Genomic DNA, 26,101 nt, shown 5'->3' with positions numbered 1-26,101 from the left:
GAACTTACTTTACAGCAATGCACTCGATCTCCAGCGGAGCGTCCTTGGGCAGCTTGCCCACCTGCACCGCGCTGCGCGCGGGGTAAGGCTGCGCAAAGTACTCGCCGTACACCTTGTTCATCTCTGCAAAATCGTTGATGTCCGCCAGAAACACCGTGGTCTTGACCACATTGGCCAGCGTCATCTCCTGCTGTGCCAGAATGGCCTGGATGTTCTTGAGGGACTGTGCAGTCTGGGCGGCGATGCCTTCCGGGATCAGGCCGGTGGCTGGATCGATAGGCAGCTGCCCGGATACATAGACGGTCTGCCCCGCAGCGATGCCCTGCGAATAGGGGCCGATGGCAGCGGGAGCATTGGGGGTAACGATCACCTGTTTCATCCGATTTTTCTCCTTTTCCATTTGTCGGGAAGTGCTGTCCTTCCCTTGCTGACACTATCCTAACGCAGTGAGAATATTTTGTCAATAATATTTTCTTATCGTAAGAATAAATTGTCGTGCATGACAAAAACCCCCGATAAATGTCATCAATTTGACGAAACAATGGATACAACGCACCTTCTTATTGTAAAAAACTGTCATTTCTGCTATGATAGCAATAGAACATGCGTGAGAATTTTTTCTCACGCGCTCCAGCAGTACAAAAGAGGTGAACGGGATGGATGCAAGACTTGAGCCTTATCGCGTAGTGGTATCTTTTTTGGGCGAAGCGCTGGGCCCAGACTACGAGGTAGTTCTGCACGACCTTACCAGTGAGGACGGTACCATTGTTGCCATCGTCAACAACCACATCAGCGGACGCACCGAGGGTGCGCCCCTTTCCAACATGGCGCTGCGCTTCATTCAGGAGCGGATGTATGAAAAACAGGATTATCTGGCGGGCTATCAGGGTGCTTCACAGGCCAAGGGGCGTCTGCGCTCCTCCACCATGTTCATCAAGGATAACGGCCAGCTCATCGGCATGCTCTGCATCAACTTTGATGCCGGCAAGTACAGCCGCATCGCGCAGGAGCTGCTTGCCCTCTGCGGGGCGCACACCGAGCCTTCCTCCACCGGCATCGGGGTGGAGAACTTTGTCAGTTCCCTGCCCGACGCCGTGCAGAATGCCATTGCCGAGGTGACCGGCAGCGCCGGGCTGCCGCCCGACCGGCTGACCATGGAAGAAAAAATCCGCATCGTGGAGTCTTTGCATCACGCAGGCATCTTTTATATGAAGGGTGCCGTCAGCGAGGTGGCCGCCCAGCTGGGCTCCTCGGAAGCCACCATCTACCGCTACCTGAGCAAGCTGAAGTGAGCCGCAAAGGAACTGTTTCCCGACAAAAAGACCGTCTCCGTTTTCAAACGCGGAGACGGTCTTTTGCGTATCGTTTACGTTCCAGCCACCGGAAACAGCAGACTGTGCCGAACCGGAGGAAGTGGTGTTAAGGGAGAACGTGTACGCGCAGTGAAGCGACAATTCATGTTGTCTATACGCTTGAGAAGACTCTGAGCAAAAATTATTGATACATATTTTTTGAAGGATGGAGAAATCCGGTTGGATACAAAAAAGCACCAGCCTGAGCTGATGCTTTTTATTGGCGGAGGATGTAACAAGCGGTACACAGTCTGTGCGGAAACTGACCGCCTGCAGCTGCATCACCTGTTCTGCGATGTGAACTGTAAAAGGTTTGAAAAATCGATTTTTGTGCACAAAGAACTGACCCCCTAGCGGGAAGTACTGGTGCGCTGGAACCACCCGGTGCTGGGCGTAATTTCGCCTTCAGTGTTCATCCCGGTCCTAGAGAGCAATGGTTATATCACCAAATTGGATCAGTACATTTGGGAGGAAGTGTGTAAAACCATTCGCGTGTGGATCGATGAGGGAATCCGCCCGATACCGATCGCAGTCAATGTAACAAAGACGGATGTTTTGGCCATCAACGTGGCGGAGTTTTTCTCTGACATGCTAAAAAAGTACAGAATACCGCCGAAGTATCTGGATATTGATATTGCAAAGTCTGCATATCTGGAGACTCATGGTGCGTTGAGTGAAACGGAAGCACAATTGCAACAGATGGGCTTCCGGGTGATATTGGATGGCTTTGACGGCAACTTTGTGGAATTGAGTGCGCTAGGCGGCATCGGCACAGACCAACTCAAACTGGATCTGCGCAGTGCTGCGCTGCAAGATCGGATCAATGCGCTGCCCGGTATTTTCGCACAGGCGCGTACACTCCGGCTGAACCTGATGGCCGAAGGCATTGAAAGTACAGAGCAGTTGAATGTGCTGCGTAAAGCTGGCTGCGCCGAAGGACAGGGATACATTTTCTCACGTCCGTTGTCTGTAGATGAATTTGCCAAGATTCTGAAAGTGGGGCACTCTGGATGAAAGCGAGAAAACGCAGACAGGATCCGGATGCAGAATACAATTTCTGGCAACCAGCAACTGATATGATGAGCGCTCTTGTGTTTGTGCTGGTTCTGGTCATTGCGTTGCTGGGCCTTTACCTTCTGAGCGATTACACCGGCTATGAAGAGCCGTCATCTTCCAGTGAAGAGGCTGCATCCAGCGGCTGGAATAACAGCGACCCCGGCGGCTGGTACTATGACGGCGGCACCGGCGATGGCGATGGCGATGGCACCGGCGATGGCGACGGACAATACGATCAGCAGATCATCCAGACTGGCGGTGGCGGCGGCTATGGTGAGGACGGCATTAAGACCGCTGTGTTTGTAGAGCTGATCGATGACGAAACCGAGCGGCGCATCCCGGAAGCAGGTGTGCGCTTTGAGCTGTACCGTACGGATACGACCCATTTGATGAACGGCAGCCTGCAGACCCTGAATACTTACTACCCGGAAAAAATCAACTACCGGGAATATGAAACCACGGAAGAAGGTACATTCTACCTGCCGGAAAAGATTTGGCAAGGCAGCTACTACTTCCATGAGCTCAGCGAGCCGGAAGGATACGATGCGGCAGATGACACCTACTATGATGTGGAACGCATGTACGATTGGCCGGACCCATACGTAGTGCAGATTCGGGTGGCTCCCTGCAAAAACATCATCCGTTTGCAGATGAATGATGCCGAAACGCAGCAGCCTGTAGGCGGCGGTACGTTCCGGGTGATTGCTGCCGAAGATATTATAACTAAGGACGGCACGGCACGTTATACCCAGGGGCAGCAGGTAGACACCATCACCTGTGATGAAAACGGCTACGGCGAAAGCAAGGAATTGTATCTTGGCAAATACACTGTGCAGCAGCAGTCATCCCCGAACTACTACACGACCATGCAGCAGGATCTGGATGTGGAAGTAGAAAAGAAGAACGGTGAAGATCCAGAACTGCATGAGATCGACACCGAAAAGACCAAGATCATTTTGAATGTCACGGATGAGCTTACTTCCTCTGCACTGGAAGGCGTGGTATTTACGGTAACCAACGAGCATACCGGCATCGCGCAGACCGTGACGACTGATGCGTCGGGCATGATATATCTGACCGATCTGGATAAGAGCACAACCTATCATGTTCACGAACAGCAGGCACCGGAGAACTACCGTCCGGATGACACAGATTACACGGTAACCGTAGCTGCAGATGGCCGTATCGACGGTGTAAGCAGTACAACGTTGAACATTACAAACCGGATTCTCCGGGTATCTATCCGCACAGTGGATATGGTGCTGCGCAGCGATACGGCGGGCGAGCAGCTCTCACTGTACAACGAGCAGGATCAGCTACTCAGAAGTTGGACAACCAACGGCTCCGGCCAGTTGTTCACCGATCTGACCGAGGGCGACTATTATGTGGTGCGTGGCAAAACAGACACCGAAAATGCCCGGAAATATCCTTTCACCGTACAAGATACGGCAAGACAGCAGAACTGGAATGTATCCGTATTTACACGGTACAGCGCTGTGGCTTTGGCCATTCTGGCTGCGCTCGCAGCTGGTGCGATCCGGCTGCTGGTGTTCCTGTGGGGTGTTTTTGCACGTCACCGCAAAGCCCAGAGATCTGCTGCAGCCCAGAAAGAACCCCACGACCAGAACGAAGAAAAATCGTAAAGGCGGTGAGAAACAATGCACAATGTACAGCTTCGCGTGAGTGATCTACTGTACGCAGCCTTCAAGCGCTGGAAAATGATTTTGGCGTTGGGACTGCTTGGATTTTTCTGCGGGTTTGTACTCAGCGGCATATCCTATCTGCAGGGCAACTATACCAGTTACGAGATCGATTGTTCCATTGCCATCACATCCCAATCATCTACCGGCAACTTTATCAACAATTCCGATTATCTGAGTTCCAGTGATTTTTATCTGGCACAGGATATGGTTGATGCGGCAACCTTTGTAATAAAGAGCAATCGCGCCCTGCAGACTGCCATTGATAATGCTGGCCTTGTATCAGTCACAACAAAGGATGTTTCTCAGAACCTAGAAGTGAGTCGATACAATGAAACGCAGGTATTGTTACTTACTTTAAGTTGGAACAACGCAGATGCCGGCATTCGACTGATGAACGCATTGCTGGATGCCAGCAAGGAGATTCTGCCGCAAACGCTGATGGTAGGATCTGTGGCCGTAATCGATGCTCCAGAAGCAAAGTATATGATGGGCGGCGGCGGATATGTCAGCCTGTGGGTGATTTTCTGTCTGCTGGGTCTGGTAGCCGGTGTAGGCATGGCTGTGCTGGAGCTGCTCATGCGGCCCACGCTGCTGAATTTGAAAGACGTGGAAGATGTTTTGGGACTTGAAACCTTGGGGAGTATCCCAAGGGATAGCAGCTACTTCCAAAAGGATATTCAGCTTTTAAGCGAAAAGCACAGTGTGGATGCCGATGCTGTACAGAACTTTGCTTCCGCTGCGTATATTCTGATCAATCGGTTCGGTACCAAGGAAAAGCAGCACCGCTTCTACGTAACTTCGGCAGAGGATGGCGAAGGTAAGAGCACGGTGGCCGCCAATTTAGCCTTGCAGCTATCCGATATGGAAAAGCGCACCCTACTGCTAGATCTGAACACCCGTTCCCCCAGTCTGAGCGGAATGTTTTTGCAAAATGTAGAATACAGCCGGACGCTGAATGCACTATACAAAGGCGAATCTGCCGAACAGGATGCTGTTATTTCACTGACCGGCTATCTGGATCTTTTGCCAATGGTGCTTGAACGCAATGCGGTACCGCTGGATGGCACCTTGTTCGACTTTTTGGAAAGCATTATGGAGCCCTACGAATACGTCGTAATTGATGCTTCTTCGGTAGGACGTTCCTCGGACGTGCTGCGCTTAAACAAACTGGCAAATAATGTGCTGTTTGTTGTGCGCTACGATGCAACCCCGCTCCCCGCCATACAGGATGCTATTGAAAAGTTAGACAAGTCTGGTGTGCGCGTGCTGGGGTGTGTGGTCAACGAAGTGCAATCGCTGGAAACGTTTCAGTTCCGTTCAGAACATATAAAGGCCCCTATTCGAAAGGAAGAAAAAAACACGGAGAACTCAGGCTCTCCGTTGCCTGAAGACTTGCTCCGCCCGGCAGAGCCCGGAGCCGATTCGACATGGAAGCCAGCAAACGATGGCCGAAGCGTGATGGACGAATTGACAGATGATTTGCAGCGCAGTCAGAATACTCGGAGCGATGATGAAATAATGTGGGAGTTGCTCCGCATGGGGAAAGACGGAAGCTGGAAACAGTCAGAGCCAAAAACTGCAGCAGACAGCGATGCCCTCCGGAAGTCACGCTCTGTTCCGGACACACATCCGTCTTTGGAATCGTTTCCGGCCCCCCAGCCTGTACCAGAGGCACCGTCAACACAGGTGCCAGAGGATAAGCCGAAAATTGCACATTCGGAATCCGAAGCAAAATTGAAGAGCAGTCCGCTTCCCTGGATCGAGCAGGAATCCGAACTGAAGTCTGATAAAAAACGCAGCCGTGTGCTGAAGCCGGCTGCGCCTTCCAAACATGGAAAAACATCCGGGCGCAGAGGACTGGTTTTTTCGAGCAAAAGATCGAAACACTGAGAGTTCGGAAAAACCGTGCTGGAAGACCACAGCCCAAAAGAGGGAAAATTATGACCATCTTTTTCGCAATTATCCTGTATATCGCAGGATTCTATCTGCTCGCCAGACGAGCGGTTGCCGGGGCAGTTGCCCCGCGTAACAGAATAACGTTTCTGGCAGTACTGTTCCTTGTATACTCCTGCATTGCGGCCGGCTTTGCAATTTTGGCTTATCAATGGCGAAACCCCGGACTGGCAATGTATGCGATCTGCCTGCTTTTTTCGCTGATAGAGATCGGAATGATATTTTTGACGCTTTCCCACTGCAACCGCGAGATACGATCTCGACATGTTATCCTCTTTTTGTTATATCTTTTCGCAATCCTGCTGGTGACGCTGGTCACCCGCAGGCCACGGGCAGATGTGGTTCTGCAAACGGAGATGTTTGCCTCTGTAAAGGAGTTCATGGTCAAAGGCACAGTCGAGGATCTGAACCACATGGTCCTGAACATTGTAATGTTTATGCCGCTGGGATATCTGTTTGTGCAAATGCATCCTCAAAAGCTGGGAGATCCCGCAAAGGTCGTAGGTGTTGGCATAATGCTCTCGTCTGTCATTGAAACCTGTCAGCTGATATTCCGGCTGGGCAACTGCGATATGGATGATATCCTGGCCAATACCATTGGTATCTTTCTGGGATGGGCACTATTTAAAATAGTTCACAGACACAACTGATGAAACAACAGACGGGTGCAGAGATGAAGCAGAAAACATGTAGGGTCATCATCAATGCCGATGACTTTGGACAAACCGAATCGTGTACAAAAGCAATTTATGAAGCATTTGAGAGTGATCTTATTACCGATACGACCATGGTAGCAAATGGAGACGCGATGGAGCTTGCTTTTGCACTGGCTTCCCAAATGCAAGGCAGGGTCGGGGTTCATCTGAATCTGACAGAAGGAACTGCTCTAACGCCGGAAATACAGCAAAACCCAAAGTTTGTTTCGCATGGCCGTTTTACAGATTATTTCAAAGGGCGAGGCACCTATTTTCTCCACCTTTCCAAAAAAGATCGGCAGGATCTTTATACTGAATTGACAGCACAGGTCGATCGGCTCATGGATGAGGGAATTGAAATCAGTCATGTGGATTCGCACCATCACATCCACTGCAATTGGATGCTTGCACCTATTATTTTTCGTGTATGCCGAGAGCACAGCATCTATAGGATACGATGTCACAAAAATGTCGCAGGACGATTCAGATTGTGGAATGGGTTGTACGCGCGGCTCTACCGGTTTCGGCTCCGATGGAGTGGTTTCCGATTCCCAGATCATTTTGAGAGCATTCGGATGTACGAAAAACCGCTTGCCGGCATTTCGGAAATGATGGTACATCCAGACTATAACCCGGACGGCTTATTGATCGACCGTCAGAAAAAAGAACATCTCCCGGATGGCCAAATCATCGCACAAGGGCAAGATCTGGAAAGTCTGGTTCGGAAGCATTCAGGAAATGCACAGAAAATCAAATATGACCTACTTTGAAAAAGCAAAGTAAGGAGGAGATTATATGTTGCTATCTGAAAAATTGATGGCCCGAAAAGCAGTGCTGGCAGTTGTTGGCCTTGGTTATGTAGGATTACCCATTGCTGTGGCATTTGCGCAAAAAGGCCTGAATGTGATCGGTTTTGATACAAACCACGCAAAAATAGAGATATACCTCTCTGGGTTGGATCCTACAAAAGAAGTGGGAGATGTACAGATCCAGCAGACATCCGTGCAGTTTACCGCAGACGAACAGCAGCTGCAGCAGGCGGATTTTGTTGTGGTGGCAGTACCTACACCGGTAAATTTTGACCATACACCGGATCTGACTCCTGTAATCGGTGCTTCCGAGATTATAGGCCGAAATCTGAAGAAGGGTGCAATTGTAGTATATGAATCCACAGTCTATCCGGGTTGCACTGAAAACGTCTGCATCCCGATTTTGGAAAAAGGATCCAAAATGGTCTGCGGAACAGATTTCAAGGTGGGTTACAGCCCGGAGCGCATAAACCCCGGCGATAAAGTCCACCGTCTGGAAAATATCCATAAAATCGTTTCCGGCATGGACGATGCCACCTGCAGAGAGATTCAAGCGGTTTACAACCTTGTGATCAAGGTGGGAACTTATCCGGTGTCAAACATCCGTACTGCAGAAGCGATCAAGGTCGTGGAGAATAGCCAGCGGGATATCAACATTGCCTTTATGAACGAACTGGCAATGGTATTCGATCGAATGAACATTGATACAAATGAAGTGGTAGATGGCATGAACACCAAGTGGAATTCATTGGGATTCCGGCCAGGTCTGGTGGGCGGTCATTGCATTGGTGTAGATCCCTATTATTTTACATACGAAGCAGAAAAACTTGGCTATCACAGCCAGATCATTCTGAATGGACGCATTCTCAACGACAAAATGGGTGCTTACATTGCAGATAAGGCAATACAGCAGATGATTCTGGCCGGGCAGACTCCAAAGACAGCAAAAGTAGTCGTTTTAGGACTGACTTTCAAAGAGGGTTGCCCGGATATACGCAATACCAAAGTAGTTGACATCATAAAACGACTAGGCAATTATGGGATCCAGCCGACTGTTGTGGATCCATTGGCAAGTGCAGAGGAAGCAAAGAAGTTTTACAATGTGGAGCTGGTTCCTTTTGCTGAGATTCGGGATGCAGACTGCATCATTGCCGCAGTTGCACACGAACAGTTCCGTAAGCTGTCTGTAGACGAGCTGAAAGCCTTGTATAAAGATATCCCGAATGAGAAGAAAGTATTGATCGATGTCAAAGGCATTTATGCCGTACCGGAGCTGAAAGCATCTGGAATACGGTTCTGGCGGCTATAATTTTGCAGGAAAGGAGAGCGCTCCGTTCGCAGCACAAGTTGTGGGCAGCAGCACAGCATTCATGAAACAAAAAAGTGAACTTGCACAGTTTCGGACGGAGATTCTTATTGTATTCATTTTTCTTGGCAGTATCGGCTTTCCGGGGACCTACCGAAAGATCTTCGGTGCATTTGTGCAAACGCTGTACGAATATCTCTCCTTTCTGCTGCAGATTGCGATCATGCTGCGGTCCAGTGGAGAGAACATCATGGATGTTAGACTTCTGGATATAAAACCGCGCTATTCGCCAATTTATCAATTCATGGTGTTTGTCTTTGCTGAGTCCATGCTTGTAACCACTACCCGCAGTGCACAACTGGTTACCTGCCTACGGCTTTCGGTGACGATCCTGTTTTCCATCTGGCTGGTAGAAAACCTTTCCCTGCATCGCATCATAAAACTTTTTTCCTTTGCACAGGTACTTTTGAATCTGGCCATTATCGGAATCATTGTTTTACGACCTGGTCTTGCATTTCAGTCCGGTGATACCTTCTCTCATGCACTCCGGGGCGTATACGAGGCCAAAAACGCGATGGCTTCGGAGCTTGCCTTTGGACTTGTGATCCTATCACTTTATGTCATAGATGAAGCAAAGGAAAAAAATAGATTTTCAGCGTTTTGGCTGGCAGCGATGGCGCTGCAGATCATTCTGCTGCTGATGGCCAAGGCAACCGGCGCATTGCTCATCTCTGTGATGATTGCTCTGTATCATTTTGTGTTTGGAAAGCTGCAGGATCTGCGTCTTCCGCTGGGCTGGATCTACGTGATATGCAGTGTTGGTTTTTTGATTTTTGCCTTTACAATTCTGCCGCTTTTTGCTCCTTTGCTGGAAAGCATGGGCAAGGATGCAACACTGACCGGAAGAACAGAACTCTGGAACGGCATTTACCGCTTTATGCAGCAGCACAATATGCTTACCGGATTTGGCTATGGCCAATTCTGGAACGGTCAGGCAAATGTGCGAAAACTGCATCTGATGTATAACCGAAAATCCTACTTCAGCAGAATGTCCACTGGTGCGCATAATCAAATCATGGAGCTTTGGCTGAACATCGGCCTGCTTGGCATCGCTTCATATTTTCTGGCGATCATTGGCTCTATGCGCTTCGTCAAATACATGAAACAAGATGAGTATATGAAACTGAGCTCGATCTTTTTCTATCTGACCCTTTGCGGGTTGACCGAGCGGATCTTTGAAAATGCCTATGCGTACCGTGTTGTAATGTTTTTTATTTTGCTTGCTGTTGCGTGCAGTTGGCTTCCCGATCGTAAACTGCTTCGGAGAAGAAAAACCTATGAACAAGAACCCATTGATAACGGTGATCGTACCGATTTATAACGTTGAAGCATATCTGGAACAGTGCATTCGTTCTGTTCTGGAGCAGTCTTATGGAGAATTCGAGCTGATTCTGGTGGATGACGGCTCAAAGGACAAAAGCGGACAAATCGTAGATCAAATGGCCGAAACGGATTCACGCATCGTGCCGCTCCACCAGAAAAATCAGGGCGTTGCCGCAGCAAGAAATGCCGGACTGGAATGCAGCCGTGGAGTATATGTGGCATTTTTGGACGGAGATGACTGGTATCATCCAGATTTTCTCCGTATGATGAACGCTGCAATGGAAGATGGTGCGTGCCAGTTAGCTTCCTGTGCTTTTAAGGCTGTTGGTACAGAGCATCCTCCTCAGGTAAAAACGCTTTCTGCGGCAATCGTGAACCGTCAGAAGGCGATGCAGCTGCTGATGGGCTACAACAGTTTTAATGGCTATGTGTGGAACAAACTATTTGACTTGCAGATCATTCAGAACCATCACATTCGCTTCCAGTCAAACTATCCTGCATGTGAGGATACGATGTTTGTAGGAAACTATCTCTACTACTGCAACAGAATCCACATCACTGAAGATGTACTGCACTGCTACCGACAGGTCCGCAGCGGCGCAAACCGCGGACGCTATGCGGCAAAAACGGCCTATGATCCAAAATGGATGAGCGTTTTTGAAATGACGGAATACATGGCAAAGCTGTACCATGATGAAGCAGTGTCTGCAGCCTGCCGGATCCATGAGGTTCGGGAAGCCGGGATCGTCCTTCGCTCTATGGAGGCGGCAGGCTACCATGGCGCAGATTATGTCCGGCTGAAAGGCATTCTTCATAGGGGAGCGCATTTGTTTTATCAGGACCCCAATTCTGGATATTCCCAAAAGCTCTCGGTGTTTTTGTCTTGCATTTCCCCAAAGCTGGAATGGGTGATATGGAAGTTGAGAAATCGGAAGTAAAAAACAAAACTGTGGGGGAGTATATGAAGCTTGGAATTATCTGCACCATGATCAATGGATTTGGGCGGCGTGGTTATTATAATACACAAGAAATCGGCTTGGGGCGAGAACTGGAACGGCAAGGCCATGAGGTCACCATTTATAAATGCGTTAAAAAAACAGGCGGCGAGTCCATAGAACGTGTAAAATTGGGGAACACACTGTCCATTTTGTACATTCCCGTTTCGTCTTTTGGTGCACACGGCTGCTTGGATACTGCGGTGCTATCCACAGATCTGGATGCCGTTCTCTGTTTTGCAGATAATCAGATATTTCTTCCGCACATTTACCGTTTCTGTGCACGGCATGAAATTCGGATGGTGCCGTACATAGGCAGAACGCACAGCAGCAGCGGCGGGGTGCATGGATTTGCAATGAACACTCTTTTTCATCTGGGAACTCTGCGCTGGTTCCGGCGGGGGCCGGCAATTTCTAAAATCGAAGAAGTGCGTCAGGAGCTTCTGCAACTGGGCGTAAAAGATGTAAAAGTCGCTCCGGTGGGATTAGATTTTTCAGTGATGAAATCGGATTTTGCGGCGTATGACCGTGCCGCACTGCGCCGGGAATTCGGACTGCTGCCGGAAGACATGGTAATTTGTACTGTGGGAAGAATGGGACCTGAAAAAAATCCGCTGGATCTGGTGGAGATCTATCAGCAAGTCCGAGAACAAAAGCCTTGCAAGCTGCTTTTGGTGGGCGAAGGAACTCAAAGTGAAGATCTGAAAACTAAAATTGCAGCCAGCAAATGGAAAAGCGATATCGTTCTGATCGACCGTATCCCGAATGATCAGATTTGGAAAGTCTACGCAACCGCTGATTACTTTGTAAACCTCTGCCGGACAGAAATCTTTGGAATGGCAATTCTGGAAGCGATGTACTATGGCGTCTCCGTTGCCGCACTGGCAGCGCCCGGGCCTTCGGTGACATTGCGTGATATGCCGGGGCACAAATTGTGCAGCAGTTACGAAGAGATTCGAGACTGGCTGCTGGCCGAGCATCCTGCACAAGAGCAGCTGCGTGAGAGCGCGGCAAGGACAGTACAGCTCTACAACTGGAAACCATGCGCCGACACATTCCTGTCTATGGCTGTGGGAGGGACAAATGAACATTCTGGTCATCACAACATTTTATCCTCATCCAGAGCGTAACGATCTGTTGCGGGATACTTCGGCCATCCATTACATTGCGCGGGAATGGGTGCAGCAGGGTCATCAGGTAACTGTGCTGCACTGCTACGGGCATTACTTCCGGGAACTGATCAAAGAACTGGGAAAGCACGATTTCCGACAGTATGGTAAGGTACAAGAATGTCCGGAGAATGAAGGCGTCAAAGTGCTGCTGATAGAAAATCAGTTCTGGCTCCGGAACGCAAAATGGTATCTCCCGTTCCAACAGCGAAGGATTGCAAAGGCCATCAATCACTATTTTCATGAAAAGCAACCGAATTACCAGCCAGATGTATTATTGGTGCATTTTCCCACAAACTACGTTGGCATTGTAGAGCGTCTGGATTTTTCGTGCAGAAAGGCTGCGGTATTCCATAAAACCGATGTGGCAACCGTGAACGCAAAACCGTGGGTCTGCCCGCGCATTCAAAACACCTATGATCTGCTGGGAGCACGCACCGGCCAACTGCAGAAAAAACTTGCAAAGGCCGGTATAAAGACCTCCTTTCTTGCTCAATCAGGCATTGATGAATCTCTGATCATGACGGATGCAGCGTTTCAGAAAAAATGGTCAGCAGAGGTGCATCCAATAAAAATCGTTTATGCAGGCAATCTTGTCAGAGACAAAAAAGTGGATGCGATCTTGGCAGCGCTTGGCAGCTGGAAAGACCGGATTCCCTTTGAATTCACGGTAATTGGTGATGGCATTTGTATGCCTTCCTGCATCAAATTGGCGCAGACACTGGGCATTGCGGGTTCCTGCAGGTTTACGGGCAGAATGACAAGAGAAAAAACGCTTGCCGAATTCCGGAAAGCAGATGTATTTGTGATGATCAGCCGCTTGGAAACTCTTGGATTGGTGTATTTGGAAGCGATGTCACAAGGATGCATTGTAATCGGCTCGAAAAATGAAGGAATCGATGGCATCATTGTGGACCAAAAAAACGGTTATCTGGTGGAATCCGGAAATGCAGAGGAACTACGGATGCGCTTGGAATACATTGCAGCAGCTTCAGAGGACGAAAAAAAGTCCATTGCATACGCCGGTGTGCAGACCATTCGGCAAATGACCAGCAAAAAAACTGCAGAGCAGTATCTGGATCAGGTACTTGGGACTCCTGCCGAAAAAACAGCTGGTTCTCCGCAGAAAGGATGAACGATCTACGAAGAAAACGAACGTCGTAACTAACATCTTTTACCAGATTTCCTATGAACTGTTTGCCATGCTGCTCCCCCTGTTCACAGCACCGTTTATTTCTCGGATACTGGGTGCAGATATGCTTGGCGTTTATTCCTATTCCCGCACCTTAGCTACCTACTTTGGTTTGTTTGGAATGCTGGGGGTAAAGAATTACGGAAACCGTGAGATTTCCCGGCATCGAGATGACAAGGATTTAAACCTCTGGTTCTGGAGCATTTACGCAGTGCAATTTTTCGCGTCGCTGGCAATGCTTGTCCTTTACATAGGTTATACCATCTTCTTTGTCGTTGACAATCAGGTTATTGCGGCAGTGCAGTCCATCCTGATCGTAGATTCGATGCTGGACATCAGCTGGTTTCTGTTTGGAATGGAGCAGTTCAAAAAGACCACCACCTGCAGCACGATTGTTAAGCTTCTGACCACGACAGCAGTATTTTTGCTGGTCCGGGAACCCGGAGATCTGTTGGAATACTGCCTGATCATGGGTGGCGGTGTTTTTATCAATCAGTTCATGCTGTGGTATTACGCCCGGCAAGCCATCGGCAAACCTGTCTTTAACCTAAAAAGATCTTTGGCTCATGGAAAACCAATGCTGATCCTGTTTATTCCGGTCATTGCAGTCAGTCTGTACACGATGATGGATAAGCTCATGCTGGGAGCGATGAGCACTAAGGCGCAGCTTGGATTTTATGAAGCCGCAGAGAAAATCATTCTCTGCGCCAGCTCGGTAATCACAGCCTTTGGTACGGTGATGATGCCACGCATGACCAAGCTGTTTTCCGATGGAAATGTGAGTGAAAGCCAGCGCTATATGAAGCTTTCCGTAGAAGCGGTCATGGCCAGCTCCTTTGCAATCTCGCTTGGAATCCTTAGCGTTTCACGCCTTTTTGCACCGATTTTCTGGGGTAAAGACTTTGCATCCTGTGCTTATATTCTGAGTGCGCTGGCTCTATCTATTCCATTTTCAGGATTCGCCAACGTAATACGGATGCAGTATCTGATTCCAAACGGAATGGATCGTGCCTATATCATTTCGGTGATCTTAGGTGCAGTATCTAATCTGATTGCAAATTCGCTGCTGATTTCGATTTATGGTGCACTGGGCGCTGCCCTTGGTACAGTAATCGCGGAGGGTATTGTATGCATTGCCCAGTGTTTTGCAGTAAGAAAGCGGATTGCTCTCCAGAAATACCTAAACTGTATCGTTCCCTTTGGCGTTGCCGGCCTTATAATGGCAGCAGCGGTTCGGGTAATAGATCATGTCGCAATCGTTACGATTCCATGGTTATTGATAGAAATTTTTGTGGGCAGCATCGTTTATTGCAGCCTGTCGCTGCTCTATTTGTACTATACCCGAAACGAACTTCTGATGGCGGGAATTCAAAAGTTCAGCAAAAGATAAAACGGCACGTTCTTGGCACGTTCTTATAGATAACAACTACAAAACGATAAAGGTTATACAAAATGAAAAAAACACGGTTGCTGAACACCTATGTCAACAATATCACAATGGACGAAGCGGTGGATTTTTTGCTGCAAAAGATACGGAAACGTGACCCAGCCTATGTGATAGAGATCAATGTAGATGTCGTGGTAAAAATGGAGCATGATCCAGAGCTTCGGCATATCTCAGATGACGCGGACCTGACCCTTGTGGATGGTCAACCGCTGCTTTGGATCGCTCGGTGGTATGGCCGCCCCCTGAAAATGAAGGTGTCAGGATCAGACCTTGTGCCAGCACTGTTAAAGAGTGCAGCAAGAGAGGGGCGTTCGGTTTTTGTGTTAGGCGGCAGGGAGGATGTAGCGCGCAAGGCGGCAGAAAACATCCAGACCGATTACCCCAATTTAGTGGTAGCAGGAGAGCTCTCGCCCAGTATGGGATTTGAGAATGACCCAGAGGAGCTTGCAAAGATTCAAGCTGTACTGCAAACGGCAAAACCGGATATTTTGCTGGCCTGTTTTGGCTGTCCAAAACAGGAAAAATGGGTCAGTCGATATTATAGGGACTGTGGTGCTGGGGTCACGCTCTGTGCAGGCGCTACAGTGGATTTTCTTGCAGGCAATATCAAACGTGCTCCTAAGATGCTTAGCAACCATGGTTTTGAGTGGCTTTACCGCTTTTTCAAGGAGCCGAAGCGGCTGTTTCATCGGTACTTTGTAGATGATATGCATATCTTCCGTCTGGCATGGAAGTACAGGAAGGAACGGGAATGAAATGATCATTACTAAAACGCCATTCCGAATGTCCTTTTTTGGCGGCGGAACCGATATGGAAAGTTTTTTTCGCCAGTATGGTGGAGCAGTGCTGTCAACAACCTTTGACAAATACTGTTACGTCAATGTCCGGCATCTGCCGCCATTCTTTTCGTATACCAGTGAGTTTTCTTATTCCAAAATAGAGCGCGTAAATAATTTGGATGAGATTGCGCATCCAGCAATTCGCAATGCCATGAAATTACTGGATATGCATCAGATTCGCTTGACCTATGAGGCCGACCTTCCGGCACGATCCGGTCTGGGGACATCCAGTTCATTTGCCGTAGGAATGCTGAATGCATTTTATGCTCTTAAGGGGCAATATGCCAGCAAGCAGAAACTGGCAGCTGATGCCATTTATCTGGAACGGGTGCTCTGCGCGGAAACCGGCGGTTGGCAGGACCAGATTGCCGCATCTTTTGGCGGCTTCAACCGGATCAACTTCAGCACAGATGGATATGAGGTAAAACCGGTACTACTGTCTCAGGAACGCAAAAAGCGACTGAACGGAAATCTAATGATGTTCTTTACCGGTTTCACCCGTTTTTCTGCAGATGTTCAGCAATTCAACTGCAGCCACAGCGCAGCAAACAAAACAGCGTTATTGAGAGAAATGATGGCTCTCGTAGATGATGCTGAGGCAATTTTGGTGAACGAGCAGGCGGACTTGGACGAGTTTGGCCGTCTACTGGATCATACATGGCAGCTGAAACGCCATACCGGCGCAGCTGTATCCACCGACTGTATCGATGAACTGTATGCCAAAGGTATGGCGGCAGGCGCACTTGGCGGCAAGCTTCTGGGTGCGGGCGGTGGTGGCTTTCTGGTTTTTTATGTGCAGCCAGAATATCAGGCTGCCGTGCGCGAGGCTATGCGCGACCTTCTCTATATCCCGTTCAGCTTTGAAAATGGCGGGACACGTGTCATTTATTATGCGCCAGAGGAGGAAGTGCTATGAAGGCTGTGATTATGGCCGGCGGCCGCGGCACCCGAATTGCAGCGTTGTCGAAAGATTTGCCTAAGCCGATGCTGCCTATTGATGGCCGCCCTATACTGGAATGGGAGCTGGAATCCCTGCGGGAGCAGGGTTTCACCGAGGTACTGATTACGGTCGGGTATTTGGCACCGGCTATTATGGATTATTTTGGTGATGGCAGCGGCTGCTCCCCACAGACTGGCAAACCGTTTGGTATTCACATCGAATATTTTGTGGAAACAGAACCTCTGGGCAACGCAGGAGCGCTGTTCCGCATCCGGGATAAACTGGATAAGGATTTTCTACTTCTGAACGGAGATGTGATGTTTGACATAGACCTGCGGCGCTTTGCGGCATTCCATAAGGCACACTGCGGGCTGGCAACACTGTTTACCCACCCAAACGGGCATCCGTATGACAGCGGCTTGATCATAGCCGACGGCGATCAACGGGTAACACAATGGCTGACCAAAGAAGATGCTCGTCCGCAGTATTATCGCAACAGGGTCAATGCAGGGTTGCATATCCTCAACCCAGAATTGTTGCAAGGAGAGATCCCGGTGGGAAAGGTAGATTTGGATCGTCAGATCCTGAAACCGCTGGCAGGGACTGGAAAGTTGGTTTGTTATGACAGCCCGGAGTATGTCAAGGATATGGGGACCCCGGAACGCTATGCGGCGGTCTGTGCAGATGTGCACAGTGGCCGTGCGGCAGCGCGAAATCTATGCCGGAAGCAAAAAGCAGTCTTTCTGGATCGAGACGGAACCATCAACCGCTATGTCGGTTTTTTGCGGGAGCCAGATGCATTTGAGCTGTTGCCGGGTTCAGCGCAGGCGATTCGGAAAATCAACGAACTGGGCTGGCTTGCTATTGTGGTGACCAACCAACCGGTGATCGCACGCGGCGAGGTGACGGAGGCTCAATTGGAAGCCATCCATTGTAAAATGGAAACGCTTCTGGGCAAGGAAGGTGCCTGGCTGGATGCCATTTATTACTGTCCACACCACCCGGACAAGGGATTCCCGGGGGAGAGGGCAGAACTAAAAATCCACTGCAGCTGCCGTAAACCCGCACCGGGAATGCTGATGGAGGCAGCGCGGCGATTCAATATTGACTTAGCATCTTCATGGATCGTTGGTGATGGAAGCCGTGATATTCAGGCGGGAAAGAACGCGGGCTGCAAAACGGCACTGCTCTGTGCGGATGTAGTGCCGCCAAAACTTGAACAAGATTGGACGGCCACATCGCTGTACAACTTTGTAGGACAGGTCCTGTGTGGAAAAAAGGAGCTCTGACATCATGAAACAGACAGATCGGGCTGAAAAACATTTGGATCTTTTGCTGCAGCGCTACCCAATTCTAACCGTGCAGAAAGAAGAGATTCGAAAAGCGTATCAGGTCATGGCCGCAACCTATGAGGCCGGTGGCAAACTTCTAATCGCAGGCAACGGCGGCTCTGCTGCCGATGCAGAACATATTGTAGGCGAACTGATGAAACGCTTTAAGAAGCCCCGCAAACTAGACGCAGCACTCGCAGAACGACTGCTGCAGGAAAGCCCTGAACTTGGCCCGGAGCTTGTACAAAATCTGCAAAAAGCACTGCCGGCTATCGCGTTGGATGGACACCTAGCGCTTTCCACTGCCTATGCCAATGACTGTGCACCATTGATGTGCTTTGCGCAACAGGTCAATGGATACGGCAAAGCAGGAGATGTTCTACTTGCGATTTCTACCAGCGGAAAAAGCAAAAATATCCTGTATGCATCTGTAACCGCTCGCGCCATCGGGATGAAAGTAATCGGCCTGACGGGTGCGGCAGACAGTCCTCTAATTCCGCTGTGCGACGTCTGTATCCGGGCACCGCTGCTGGAAACTTATCAAATTCAAGAACTGCATCTTCCCATTTATCATTGCTTGTGCCTGATGTTGGAAGAGCATTTTTTTTGCGAGTAAGTACATTTTCTCGGAGCACGAGGCTGTTGCAAAATACAGCGCTCGTCATTTTGACGATATTACGCGATACAACGCACCGGAAAAGCGTTTTGCAAAAAACGCGCAGCCTGCGCCCGTCAGATGCAGTTCAAGGGTTTGGGATTTCCCAACAAGCATTTTGAATTTGGATTTTGAAAAATCCAATTCAAAAATCGCAAGTTGGTACCAACTTGCACTGCTTGCTGCAAATGCGAACGCCTTTTGAATTGCAAAATGATTTTTTAGTTGCTATACTGGGCTTATCAAAATTTTTTCGGGAGGACACCGCAGTGACCGCACAGACAATGCAAATCGGGAACAAACCTTGCCTCATTTACGGCGAAGCCCATGCAGAATACCTACTGCTCCAAATGACCGGCGAACACGAGCTGCAAAGCATGGACCATGAAGTGACAGTGATTGCGCAGAGCAGCTGGAATTTTTTGTTTGCGGCTATCCCAGTGGAAAGCTGGAACGATGCACTTTCCCCGTGGAAGTCTCCTGCTGTTTGGGGAAAGCAAGGTTTCGGTGGAAATGCTGGGGACACCCTGCGCTTTCTGACAGAACAGGTCGTGCCAACGCTGAAACAACAGTTTCATCTCCCGGAAAACGTCAAAATCATTCTGGGTGGCTACTCACTGGCCGGACTGTTTGCTTTGTGGGCATCCACCCAGACTGATCTGTTCTATGGTGTCGCCGCCGCATCCCCCTCTGTTTGGTTTCCGGGCTGGATGGAGTTTGAACAGCAGCACCCGATACAGGCACAGCACATTTATCTGAGCCTTGGCGACAAGGAAGAGCGCACGAAAAACACCATCATGGCTGCGGTAGGGGATAATATCCGCAACCTGCACAGTCGGCTTACAGAGCGTAGCGCAGACTGCACCCTTGAATGGAACAGCGGCGGGCACTTTAAGGACGCTGATTTGCGTACCGCGAAAGCCTTTCGGTGGACGATGGAGGAACACACATGACCATTCGCGTTTGCGAAGCAATGAACGCCCCAGTGGGGCGTTTAAGCGACAGAACGGTTTGCGAAGCAAATGGAGGGGTCTTGCCCCGACAAGTTCTGATTGACGCAGACGGCTGTCCGGTCGTCGATCTGACGTTGCAGATTGCAAAGCGGTTTGGCGTTCCGGTCATCATCCTGTGTGACACAGCTCACCAAATCGAGCGGGAAGGTGCGCAGACGCTGGTGTTCGATAAAGGTTCTGACAGCGTGGACTTTGCCCTCGTCAACCGGGTAAAACCGGGAGATGTGGTCGTAACACAGGACTACGGCCTTGCGAGTATGTGCCTTGCCAAGTGCGCCCGGGTGCTGAACCAGAACGGTTTGGAATACACCGCCGACAACATGGAAGCTCTCATGCTGCGGCGGTATGAAAACAAAAAGCTCCTCCGTGCCGGAAAGCACCCCAAGGGGAGCCCAAAGCGGACGAAGGAGCAGGATGTCAGGTTTGCGGACACGCTTGAGAAGATCTTGAACTGCAACCATTGACACATACTTTTGAAAGGCTGGAGAAACAAAAAAGCACCAGCCTGAGCTGATGCTTTTTGTTGGCGGAGATGGTGGGATTCGAACCCACGTGCCCGATTAAGGACAAAACGATTTCGAGTCGTTCTCGTTACGACCGCTTCGATACATCTCCATAATAAACCTTATACAGTATAACAAAAAAGCCTGCTGCCGTCAACACTTTTCTCCAAGTGCCTCGCAAAGCGCGGTGCAGCGCCGGGTGCTGCGGTCTGAATCATCCGCACGCAGTACAAAACAGCCTGCACACAAAAACAGACCGCTGCACAAAGCTTTGTGCAGCGGCCTGCGGTCATAGTTCAGCTATGATACGCTCAGTTCTTGCTGGTGCTCTGATTTGCGATGAACTCTTCGTACACTTCCTTGGTGATCTCCCAAGTCATGGAATACTCGGAGTTCTCGCGGATGGGCATAAACTTGAACACCACGGTCTGACCTTCTTCCAGAGTGGGGAAGTGGTCGGCGGCCAGATGGATGGTGATGGGCTTTTTCTGTTGGATCAGGCTGTTCTCAGCGTCTAGAATGCGCACGCCGCCCCAGTTATCGCTGAAGTAGACCGGCTTGTCCTCGGCATCCTTCACGGCAACAGAGAAGCGGTAGGGATCCAGCGGGATGGGGTTTGCACGGGCAGACTCAATGTCCACCTCCAAAGTGCAGGTGCCTTTCTCGATCTTCATGCTTTTCAGGCCGGCAATGACATTCAAATCGCTTTTGATCGCACTGGGCAGTTCTTTGCTCACCGGGTTTTGGGGATCCTGATATTCACAGCCGCCCAGCAGACTGGCACCGGCCACAGCCACTGCGGTGGCTGCCGAATACTTCAGGAATGCGCGGCGGGAAAATGTATAAGACATGGTTTGTTCCTCCGTTTTTTACCTATATGTTCTTCCACCTGGGATCAGTTCGTGGAGGTGCCGGGAAGCTCCGGTTCCAGAACATCTGCGGCCAGCTCCCAGTTGGCGCTGAACTCGCTGTACTGCAGGTCAGGGTAGTAGGTAAGGGTCACAGGGCCGTCTGTCAGCGCGTTCAGGTCCTTTGCTTTCACATAATAGGTGAAGGTTTCGCCCTGCTTGACCTGATGGCTCAGAGAATCCGGGTAGATCACCTGCAGCTTGTCGTTCTGATAGGCAAGGTAGCCCTCTGCCTTTACGGCAAAGTTTGCCTTAGTGACCTCCAGCGCGTTTTTACGGCCGTTGGTCACCACCAGCCGGAACAAGGTGGTGTTGGTCTCTTCATCGTATTCCACCCAGTCCAGCGTGGAGACGACCTTCAGCACCGTGTTGCTGGTGCCGGGAGCGTGCTGCACCGGGGCATACCCGGAGCAGCCGGTCAGCAGGCTGCTGCCCGCCACAGCCACAGCGGTGAGGGCGGTATATTTCAGGAAAGAGCGGCGGGAAAATTCCCCAGTCATATTCGTTCCTCCTTTGGGACACATCAATACAGATTCTGCCATAGGGCACTACCTATACAATAGGCGAAACAGAGAAAAATGTCAATGATTTTCCGCAAAACAAATGTGAATATTTTGTGGCAGCATCGCGCATTTTAGACGAAGTTTAAGTGTTTTTTCTGGTGATTCTGTCAGCTGCGGATCACATCGGAAGCGTTCATGACAAAAGTCAGGCTCTTGCCCTCCAGGAAGGTGGGCACATAGGTGACCTTCAGCTGTTTCCAGTCCTTAGGCACCATGAGCATCAGCACAATGTAGGCGCTGCCCTGCGGGGGCAGGCTTTCCACATCGGAAAAGCTCTGGGAATTGGCGTTGTACAACGAGATATTGGCGCAGCAGGCAGCAGGCTGACCATCGCAGACGGCGGTAAAATCCGGGGTAGCAGCAGCCATAGCCTGAAAGTTTGCGTCCACGTTCTCCAGCGGGGGCACAGGGTAAGCCTCGTTGATGGCGTCAATGCCCTGTGCGCCGATGGCGTAGCTCTCGGTCTTGCTGCGGTTGACGGTGGTCACCCGCACGCCCAGATACTCGTAGCCTGCCGGCTGCACGGGGTCCTGCGTCAGGTGGAACACGCTGGTCAGCTGCACGCCCAGACCGTTCCAGTTGCGGACGGTATCGCCCACCTTGACCTCCACCACGGTATCGCTGCCGTTAGACTTGCATCCGCCCAGCAGGCTGGCTGCGCCCAGTGCAGCGGCGGATGCACCGGTGCACTTGAGAAAGCTGCGGCGGGAAATGACAGTAGACATAACGTTATATCCTCCTTGAAGGGTGATTTTCTTTTTCTTTCTTATTTGGTTATACCGTTTCCCGGACGCAGATGCAAGAGCCCGGGGCGATTCTTTACAACAATTTCACAAGCGGGGTCACTCCTGCGGCGAAAGCCCCTTGACATGGGTCTCGCTGGTCTTGACCAGATTTAACAGACTGGGCGTGTACAGCGGAAATTCCCGCGTCAGGCTCTCGGTGGTCATGGCAAGGCAGGCGGGGTCCTTGACGCCCTCGCCGCCGTTCACGTCCTGCCCGTCCAGCAGTGCCTCTACGTTGGCTTCAGCCATCCGCATCACCGCATCGGAATAGCCGTGCCAGCGGTGGGGCTCAATGCTGAACATGCTGGAGGCGTTGTGCGGCTCCGCAGAGTAGAGCATCCGGAACATCTTGGCCACCGCCATCATCAGGTAAGCGCTCACCTCGGTGGTCAACGCCTTGCTGTGGCACTGGCCGATCTTGGCGTAGAGCACGTTCAGGCTGTTAGAGATAAGTTTTTTGTTCATGGTGGGCAGCACGCTGCCGTGGTAGACGTTGTCCTTCATCTTTTCGGGGTTGGGCAGATCCTCGGCAGAAAGCATCATGCCGTTGCGCTCGGCGCTGCGCCCCAGCAGATAGTCGCAGGAAACATTATAATAATCTGCCACCCGCACCACAAAGTCCAAGCCGCACTCGCGGATGCCTTTTTCGTAGTGGGACAGCAGCGCCTGAGAGACCCCCAGATCCTCTGCCGCCTGCTTTTGGGTGATGCCGCGCTCCTTGCGCAGCAGCTTGATGATGCGATTGAACTCCATGATGTGCTCTCCTCAATATCTGCAGGATCTATTTTTGGTAACATCCTTGTTTTTGGTTTACAACAGGTTGATTATACACATTGGAAAACGACTTGTAAAGCAAGAAAAATGCCGATATTTTTCGTCTTTTTTCGTCATTATTGTCAAAACTCTTGCCCGGGGCCCCACATCTATGCTAAACTATGGGTATTAACACATAGATTTTGTGTTTTCGCTGTGAAAGAAAACCGACAGCCGTGGTGAATGTCCGTCTTTTCTGAAACAAAAATTTTTCAAATAGGTGGTTCCATCTTTCTGCAGTTTGTGCTATAATCTCTTCTTGGCGACTGTTCTTGACCGGCGCACAAATCTGCAAAGGACAAGCCAGACGCTATAAAAGGTAATATACCAAGAATAAGAAAGAGGAAACTTCATCATGAAACTCGAGCGTAAAGTCCGTCTGTGCAGCGCTGCCGCTGCCGTCCTGATCGCCGCCATCGCCCTGACCGGCTGCGGCGGTTCCAAGTCCACTGCTTCTTCCGCAGCCGCTTCTTCTGTGGCTGCTTCCACCGCTGCTGCCACCAACAACAGCTGCGGCGAGGGCGTGACCTGGGCACTGGCTGACGGCACCCTGACCATCAGCGGCACCGGCCGTATGACCAACTTCACCAAGGACGCTCCGGCTCCCTGGGCTGATCAGGCCGACCAGATCACCACCGTTGAGGTGGAGGGCACCGTTACCAGCGTGGGCGCTACCGCCTTCAAGGACTGCACTGCCCTGACCACCGTGAACATCGCCGACGGTGTAGAGTACATCGAGGCCGGCGCTTTCAACGGCTGCACCGCCCTGACCGAGGTCAACATCCCCCTGAGCGTGGGCTACATCAAGACCGGCGCATTCAAGGGCTGCACCGCCCTGACCAGCGTGACCATCCGCGACGACTGCCGTCTGGACATGAATGTGTTCCCCGATACCGTGGCGGTCAACCACGCCGAGGGCTAAGCCCCATCCGTAATTTTAAACCAAAAGAGGTGTGATCCATGAAAACCTTCAAGCTTCATCTCATCCGCCACGGCATAACCGCGGGCAACCTGCAAGGCCTGTACATCGGCAGCGGCACCGACCTGCCCCTGTGCGACGAGGGACGCGCCCAGCTGGCTGACCTGAAGGAGCGGTTCGCCTACCCGCAGGTGGACACCGTGTTTTCCTCCCCGCTGCTGCGTGCGGTGGAGACTGCCAACATCCTGTTCCCCGGAGCTGCCCACCAGTTTACGGTGCACGACCTGCGGGAGGCCGGTTTTGGCAAGTTTGAGGGCAGACCCGTAAAGGAGCTCGTGCACGACGAGGACTTTAAAAAGTGGATCACCCCGGGCTCCGGCTATCTGCCGGAGGGCGCAGAGCCCACCGAGCAGTTCCACGCCCGCTGCGCCGACAGTCTGATGAAGCTGTTTGAGTACATGATCCGTATGGACGTTACCGAGGCCGCCTGCGTGACCCACGGCGGCGTGATCATGAGCATGCTCAGCCAGCGCGCCGTGCCCACCCGCCGCCCCGAGCAGTGGATGGCAGACCCGGGCTGCGGCTACACCGTGCAGACCGATGTGCAGCTGTGGATGCGGGACAAACTGGTGGAGGCTATCGACATCGTACCCTTCGGCTACGCCGACACCCTGCAGGGGCAGGCCGAAGCCGAGGAAAACGAGGCCTACGAATAAGAAAGGGTTACAGTTTCCCGCTGCCCCTTGACAGAACGCGCAGAATCCTTTATTGTTAAAGGGTAGTGTATTGTATCGTATACAGGAGGAACGCTGTCATGTCCCAATCCATCTCCCGCCGGTCATTCCTGAAATGTGCCGGTTCCGGTGCGGTCAGCCTTGCGGCTGCGCTGCTTACCGGGGTCTGTGCTGCGGCGCAGCAGCCGTGTCTTGCGGGCGAGCCTGCCCTGCTGGACGGCAAAGCTGCCGTAGAGCTGCTGGGCTATGCCCCGGCACCGGAACTGGGCGGCGTGCTGGTGTACCTCTCGGTGGAAAACCTTTCGGCAGCCAGCCTGCCGGTGGATACCAGCTATCTGCAAAGCCGTGGTCTGCGCACCCGGGAGCAGCTGTACAGCATGGGCACCGGCGTGACCGCTGCCTGCAACGGTCAGAGCGTGCCCTGCGGCAGCTTTGCCGCCCCGTTGTACAGCGAGAACGCAGCGGATGCCTCGGTGTTCACCCTGAACCTTGCCGCCGGACGCGGTGCGCTGCTGCACTGCTTTTGCGCCGTGCCGGAGGACTGGCAGACCCTTGCGCTGACTTGGCACCCGGATTTTGCCGCCGGGCGCAGCGCCATCTTTACGGTGCGCCGCGATACCGACGAAGCCGCTCTGGGCCCCGTGCCCACCACCCCCGCCGAGGTCGGCAGCGTGGTGGACCTGTAACAGCATAGTAAAAGAGCCATTGCACAAATTACCGTGCAATGGCTCTTTTTTTGCTTGGTAAGACCCCTTCCGTCATCGCCTGCGGCGTGCCAGATTTCTCCGAGGTCGAGACGATTTGAAATGGCCTCCGCTGTGCTCTGGCCATAATCAGCGGAAGAATGATTTTAAATTTCGGGTTACAGGAAAGTCTGCGGACTTTCCTGTAACCCATTTTCACGGGAGGAGTCATAGAGGGAAACGGCATTTGCAGCACCGCTTTCTGCGAAAGCGCGGCGCTGCGGGCGTGCCCGCTCCCCCTTGGGGGAGCTGTCGAGCGTAGCGAGACTGAGGGGCTTCAAATCGGCGGAGCCGG

General features: G+C 51.2%; 26 protein-coding genes and 1 tRNA gene. 21 read left to right on the top strand and 6 right to left on the bottom strand.

Translation table 11 applies throughout. From position 1 onward, the window contains the following. Positions 1-4: 4 nt before the first annotated feature. Positions 5-379: a RidA family protein gene (locus WMO44_RS11435; RefSeq protein ID WP_005925500.1), complete on the bottom strand. Its 375-nt coding sequence runs from the start codon at positions 377-379 to the stop codon at positions 5-7. Positions 380-656: 277 nt separating this feature from the next. On the opposite strand from WMO44_RS11435, the gene WMO44_RS11430 reads away from it, so the two are divergent. The 18 genes from WMO44_RS11430 (at position 657) to WMO44_RS11345 (ending at position 20,302) form a co-directional block, all read left to right on the top strand. Continuing rightward, complete coding sequence (locus WMO44_RS11430; protein WP_005925497.1) at positions 657-1,292, top strand: helix-turn-helix transcriptional regulator; 636 nt, start codon at positions 657-659, stop codon at positions 1,290-1,292. Positions 1,293-1,718: 426 nt separating this feature from the next. Beyond that, positions 1,719-2,366 (top strand): EAL domain-containing protein, encoded by a 648-nt coding sequence (locus WMO44_RS11425; protein ID WP_349152662.1) that lies wholly within the window; start codon positions 1,719-1,721, stop codon positions 2,364-2,366. 62 nt (positions 2,367-2,428) lie between these two features. Beyond that, a complete protein-coding gene (locus tag WMO44_RS11420) occupies positions 2,429-4,051 on the top strand; it encodes an MSCRAMM family protein (protein WP_349152661.1) in 1,623 nt (540 codons plus the stop codon). Positions 4,052-4,066: 15 nt separating this feature from the next. Continuing rightward, positions 4,067-6,001: a tyrosine-protein kinase domain-containing protein gene (locus WMO44_RS11415; protein ID WP_349152660.1), complete on the top strand. Its 1,935-nt coding sequence runs from the start codon at positions 4,067-4,069 to the stop codon at positions 5,999-6,001. Positions 6,002-6,051: 50 nt separating this feature from the next. Next, the gene (locus WMO44_RS11410) at positions 6,052-6,714 is read left to right on the top strand and encodes a VanZ family protein (RefSeq protein WP_349152659.1); all 663 of its coding nucleotides are present in this window, start codon (positions 6,052-6,054) and stop codon (positions 6,712-6,714) included. A gap of 23 nt (positions 6,715-6,737) precedes the next feature. Then, positions 6,738-7,529 carry a carbohydrate deacetylase gene (locus WMO44_RS11405; protein WP_349152658.1) on the top strand — a complete coding sequence of 264 codons (792 nt, stop codon included), beginning with the start codon at positions 6,738-6,740 and terminating at the stop codon, positions 7,527-7,529. A gap of 25 nt (positions 7,530-7,554) precedes the next feature. Continuing rightward, the gene (locus WMO44_RS11400) at positions 7,555-8,877 is read left to right on the top strand and encodes a nucleotide sugar dehydrogenase (protein ID WP_349152657.1); all 1,323 of its coding nucleotides are present in this window, start codon (positions 7,555-7,557) and stop codon (positions 8,875-8,877) included. A gap of 61 nt (positions 8,878-8,938) precedes the next feature. Next, on the top strand, positions 8,939-10,255 hold the full coding sequence (locus WMO44_RS11395; protein WP_349152656.1) for an O-antigen ligase family protein: 1,317 nt from the start codon (positions 8,939-8,941) through the stop codon (positions 10,253-10,255). Beyond that, positions 10,212-11,195, top strand: coding sequence for a glycosyltransferase family 2 protein (locus WMO44_RS11390; protein ID WP_349152655.1), 984 nt, complete (start codon positions 10,212-10,214; stop codon positions 11,193-11,195). The genes WMO44_RS11395 and WMO44_RS11390 overlap by 44 nt, the downstream gene beginning before the upstream one ends. Further along, positions 11,171-12,382 carry a glycosyltransferase gene (locus WMO44_RS11385; RefSeq protein ID WP_349152654.1) on the top strand — a complete coding sequence of 404 codons (1,212 nt, stop codon included), beginning with the start codon at positions 11,171-11,173 and terminating at the stop codon, positions 12,380-12,382. Before WMO44_RS11390 ends, WMO44_RS11385 begins: the two co-directional genes overlap by 25 nt. Continuing rightward, positions 12,336-13,556, top strand: a complete 1,221-nt coding sequence (locus WMO44_RS11380; protein ID WP_349152653.1) for a glycosyltransferase — start codon at positions 12,336-12,338, stop codon at positions 13,554-13,556. The genes WMO44_RS11385 and WMO44_RS11380 overlap by 47 nt, the downstream gene beginning before the upstream one ends. Next, entirely contained in the window at positions 13,510-15,003 is a 1,494-nt protein-coding gene (locus tag WMO44_RS11375) for a flippase (protein ID WP_349152652.1), read from the top strand. The genes WMO44_RS11380 and WMO44_RS11375 overlap by 47 nt, the downstream gene beginning before the upstream one ends. Positions 15,004-15,065: 62 nt before the next feature. Next, positions 15,066-15,815, top strand: a complete 750-nt coding sequence (locus tag WMO44_RS11370; RefSeq protein ID WP_118658571.1) for a WecB/TagA/CpsF family glycosyltransferase — start codon at positions 15,066-15,068, stop codon at positions 15,813-15,815. 1 nt (position 15,816) lies between these two features. Continuing rightward, complete coding sequence (locus WMO44_RS11365) at positions 15,817-16,815, top strand: GHMP family kinase ATP-binding protein (protein ID WP_349152651.1); 999 nt, start codon at positions 15,817-15,819, stop codon at positions 16,813-16,815. Beyond that, positions 16,812-18,128: an HAD-IIIA family hydrolase gene (locus WMO44_RS11360; RefSeq protein ID WP_349152650.1), complete on the top strand. Its 1,317-nt coding sequence runs from the start codon at positions 16,812-16,814 to the stop codon at positions 18,126-18,128. Before WMO44_RS11365 ends, WMO44_RS11360 begins: the two co-directional genes overlap by 4 nt. Before the next feature lie 4 nt (positions 18,129-18,132). Then, on the top strand, positions 18,133-18,786 hold the full coding sequence (locus WMO44_RS11355; RefSeq protein WP_097779446.1) for a D-sedoheptulose-7-phosphate isomerase: 654 nt from the start codon (positions 18,133-18,135) through the stop codon (positions 18,784-18,786). A gap of 170 nt (positions 18,787-18,956) precedes the next feature. Further along, on the top strand, positions 18,957-19,778 hold the full coding sequence (locus WMO44_RS11350) for an alpha/beta hydrolase-fold protein (protein ID WP_349152649.1): 822 nt from the start codon (positions 18,957-18,959) through the stop codon (positions 19,776-19,778). Positions 19,779-19,858: 80 nt separating this feature from the next. Further along, positions 19,859-20,302, top strand: coding sequence for a YaiI/YqxD family protein (locus WMO44_RS11345; RefSeq protein ID WP_349152648.1), 444 nt, complete (start codon positions 19,859-19,861; stop codon positions 20,300-20,302). A 60-nt stretch (positions 20,303-20,362) separates the two neighbouring features. Here the strand turns inward: WMO44_RS11345 and WMO44_RS11340 are convergent. The 5 genes from WMO44_RS11340 to WMO44_RS11320 all read right to left on the bottom strand — a co-directional run bounded on the left by WMO44_RS11340 (position 20,363) and on the right by WMO44_RS11320 (position 23,350). Beyond that, positions 20,363-20,453 (bottom strand) — tRNA-Ser (locus WMO44_RS11340). A gap of 199 nt (positions 20,454-20,652) precedes the next feature. After that, a complete protein-coding gene (locus WMO44_RS11335) occupies positions 20,653-21,192 on the bottom strand; it encodes a twin-arginine translocation signal domain-containing protein (protein ID WP_349152647.1) in 540 nt (179 codons plus the stop codon). Between the two features lie 44 nt (positions 21,193-21,236). Next, on the bottom strand, positions 21,237-21,749 hold the full coding sequence (locus tag WMO44_RS11330) for a twin-arginine translocation signal domain-containing protein (protein WP_097779430.1): 513 nt from the start codon (positions 21,747-21,749) through the stop codon (positions 21,237-21,239). 170 nt (positions 21,750-21,919) lie between these two features. Beyond that, complete coding sequence (locus WMO44_RS11325) at positions 21,920-22,537, bottom strand: twin-arginine translocation signal domain-containing protein (protein WP_055186478.1); 618 nt, start codon at positions 22,535-22,537, stop codon at positions 21,920-21,922. A 117-nt stretch (positions 22,538-22,654) separates the two neighbouring features. After that, positions 22,655-23,350: a helix-turn-helix domain-containing protein gene (locus WMO44_RS11320; protein ID WP_005925474.1), complete on the bottom strand. Its 696-nt coding sequence runs from the start codon at positions 23,348-23,350 to the stop codon at positions 22,655-22,657. A 415-nt stretch (positions 23,351-23,765) separates the two neighbouring features. Here WMO44_RS11320 and WMO44_RS11315 point away from each other — a divergent pair, with 415 nt between their 5' ends. The 3 genes from WMO44_RS11315 to WMO44_RS11305 all read left to right on the top strand — a co-directional run bounded on the left by WMO44_RS11315 (position 23,766) and on the right by WMO44_RS11305 (position 25,749). After that, positions 23,766-24,332, top strand: a complete 567-nt coding sequence (locus WMO44_RS11315; RefSeq protein ID WP_349152646.1) for a leucine-rich repeat domain-containing protein — start codon at positions 23,766-23,768, stop codon at positions 24,330-24,332. 38 nt (positions 24,333-24,370) lie between these two features. Next, on the top strand, positions 24,371-25,045 hold the full coding sequence (locus WMO44_RS11310) for a histidine phosphatase family protein (protein WP_097779427.1): 675 nt from the start codon (positions 24,371-24,373) through the stop codon (positions 25,043-25,045). Positions 25,046-25,143: 98 nt separating this feature from the next. After that, positions 25,144-25,749, top strand: a complete 606-nt coding sequence (locus tag WMO44_RS11305) for a Tat pathway signal sequence (RefSeq protein WP_349152645.1) — start codon at positions 25,144-25,146, stop codon at positions 25,747-25,749. Positions 25,750-26,101 lie beyond the last annotated feature (352 nt).

Origin of the sequence: Faecalibacterium tardum, from assembly GCF_040096515.1 — a bacterium.
Classification (GTDB): Bacteria; Bacillota; Clostridia; order Oscillospirales; family Ruminococcaceae; genus Faecalibacterium; species Faecalibacterium tardum.
Note: the sequence above shows the minus strand (reverse complement) of the source record. Positions and strands in the feature narration are given on the sequence as shown.

Coding starts and splice junctions, on each gene's coding strand:
- WMO44_RS11435 (WP_005925500.1), bottom strand. CDS start 379: ATGAAACAGGTGATCGTTACCCCCAATGCTCCCGCTGCCATCGGCCCC.
- WMO44_RS11430 (WP_005925497.1), top strand. CDS start 657: ATGGATGCAAGACTTGAGCCTTATCGCGTAGTGGTATCTTTTTTGGGC.
- WMO44_RS11420 (WP_349152661.1), top strand. CDS start 2,429: ATGATGAGCGCTCTTGTGTTTGTGCTGGTTCTGGTCATTGCGTTGCTG.
- WMO44_RS11415 (WP_349152660.1), top strand. CDS start 4,067: ATGCACAATGTACAGCTTCGCGTGAGTGATCTACTGTACGCAGCCTTC.
- WMO44_RS11410 (WP_349152659.1), top strand. CDS start 6,052: ATGACCATCTTTTTCGCAATTATCCTGTATATCGCAGGATTCTATCTG.
- WMO44_RS11405 (WP_349152658.1), top strand. CDS start 6,738: ATGAAGCAGAAAACATGTAGGGTCATCATCAATGCCGATGACTTTGGA.
- WMO44_RS11400 (WP_349152657.1), top strand. CDS start 7,555: ATGTTGCTATCTGAAAAATTGATGGCCCGAAAAGCAGTGCTGGCAGTT.
- WMO44_RS11395 (WP_349152656.1), top strand. CDS start 8,939: ATGAAACAAAAAAGTGAACTTGCACAGTTTCGGACGGAGATTCTTATT.
- WMO44_RS11390 (WP_349152655.1), top strand. CDS start 10,212: ATGAACAAGAACCCATTGATAACGGTGATCGTACCGATTTATAACGTT.
- WMO44_RS11385 (WP_349152654.1), top strand. CDS start 11,171: ATGGAAGTTGAGAAATCGGAAGTAAAAAACAAAACTGTGGGGGAGTAT.
- WMO44_RS11380 (WP_349152653.1), top strand. CDS start 12,336: ATGAACATTCTGGTCATCACAACATTTTATCCTCATCCAGAGCGTAAC.
- WMO44_RS11370 (WP_118658571.1), top strand. CDS start 15,066: ATGAAAAAAACACGGTTGCTGAACACCTATGTCAACAATATCACAATG.
- WMO44_RS11365 (WP_349152651.1), top strand. CDS start 15,817: ATGATCATTACTAAAACGCCATTCCGAATGTCCTTTTTTGGCGGCGGA.
- WMO44_RS11360 (WP_349152650.1), top strand. CDS start 16,812: ATGAAGGCTGTGATTATGGCCGGCGGCCGCGGCACCCGAATTGCAGCG.
- WMO44_RS11355 (WP_097779446.1), top strand. CDS start 18,133: ATGAAACAGACAGATCGGGCTGAAAAACATTTGGATCTTTTGCTGCAG.
- WMO44_RS11335 (WP_349152647.1), bottom strand. CDS start 21,192: ATGTCTTATACATTTTCCCGCCGCGCATTCCTGAAGTATTCGGCAGCC.
- WMO44_RS11330 (WP_097779430.1), bottom strand. CDS start 21,749: ATGACTGGGGAATTTTCCCGCCGCTCTTTCCTGAAATATACCGCCCTC.
- WMO44_RS11325 (WP_055186478.1), bottom strand. CDS start 22,537: ATGTCTACTGTCATTTCCCGCCGCAGCTTTCTCAAGTGCACCGGTGCA.
- WMO44_RS11320 (WP_005925474.1), bottom strand. CDS start 23,350: ATGGAGTTCAATCGCATCATCAAGCTGCTGCGCAAGGAGCGCGGCATC.
- WMO44_RS11315 (WP_349152646.1), top strand. CDS start 23,766: ATGAAACTCGAGCGTAAAGTCCGTCTGTGCAGCGCTGCCGCTGCCGTC.
- WMO44_RS11310 (WP_097779427.1), top strand. CDS start 24,371: ATGAAAACCTTCAAGCTTCATCTCATCCGCCACGGCATAACCGCGGGC.
- WMO44_RS11305 (WP_349152645.1), top strand. CDS start 25,144: ATGTCCCAATCCATCTCCCGCCGGTCATTCCTGAAATGTGCCGGTTCC.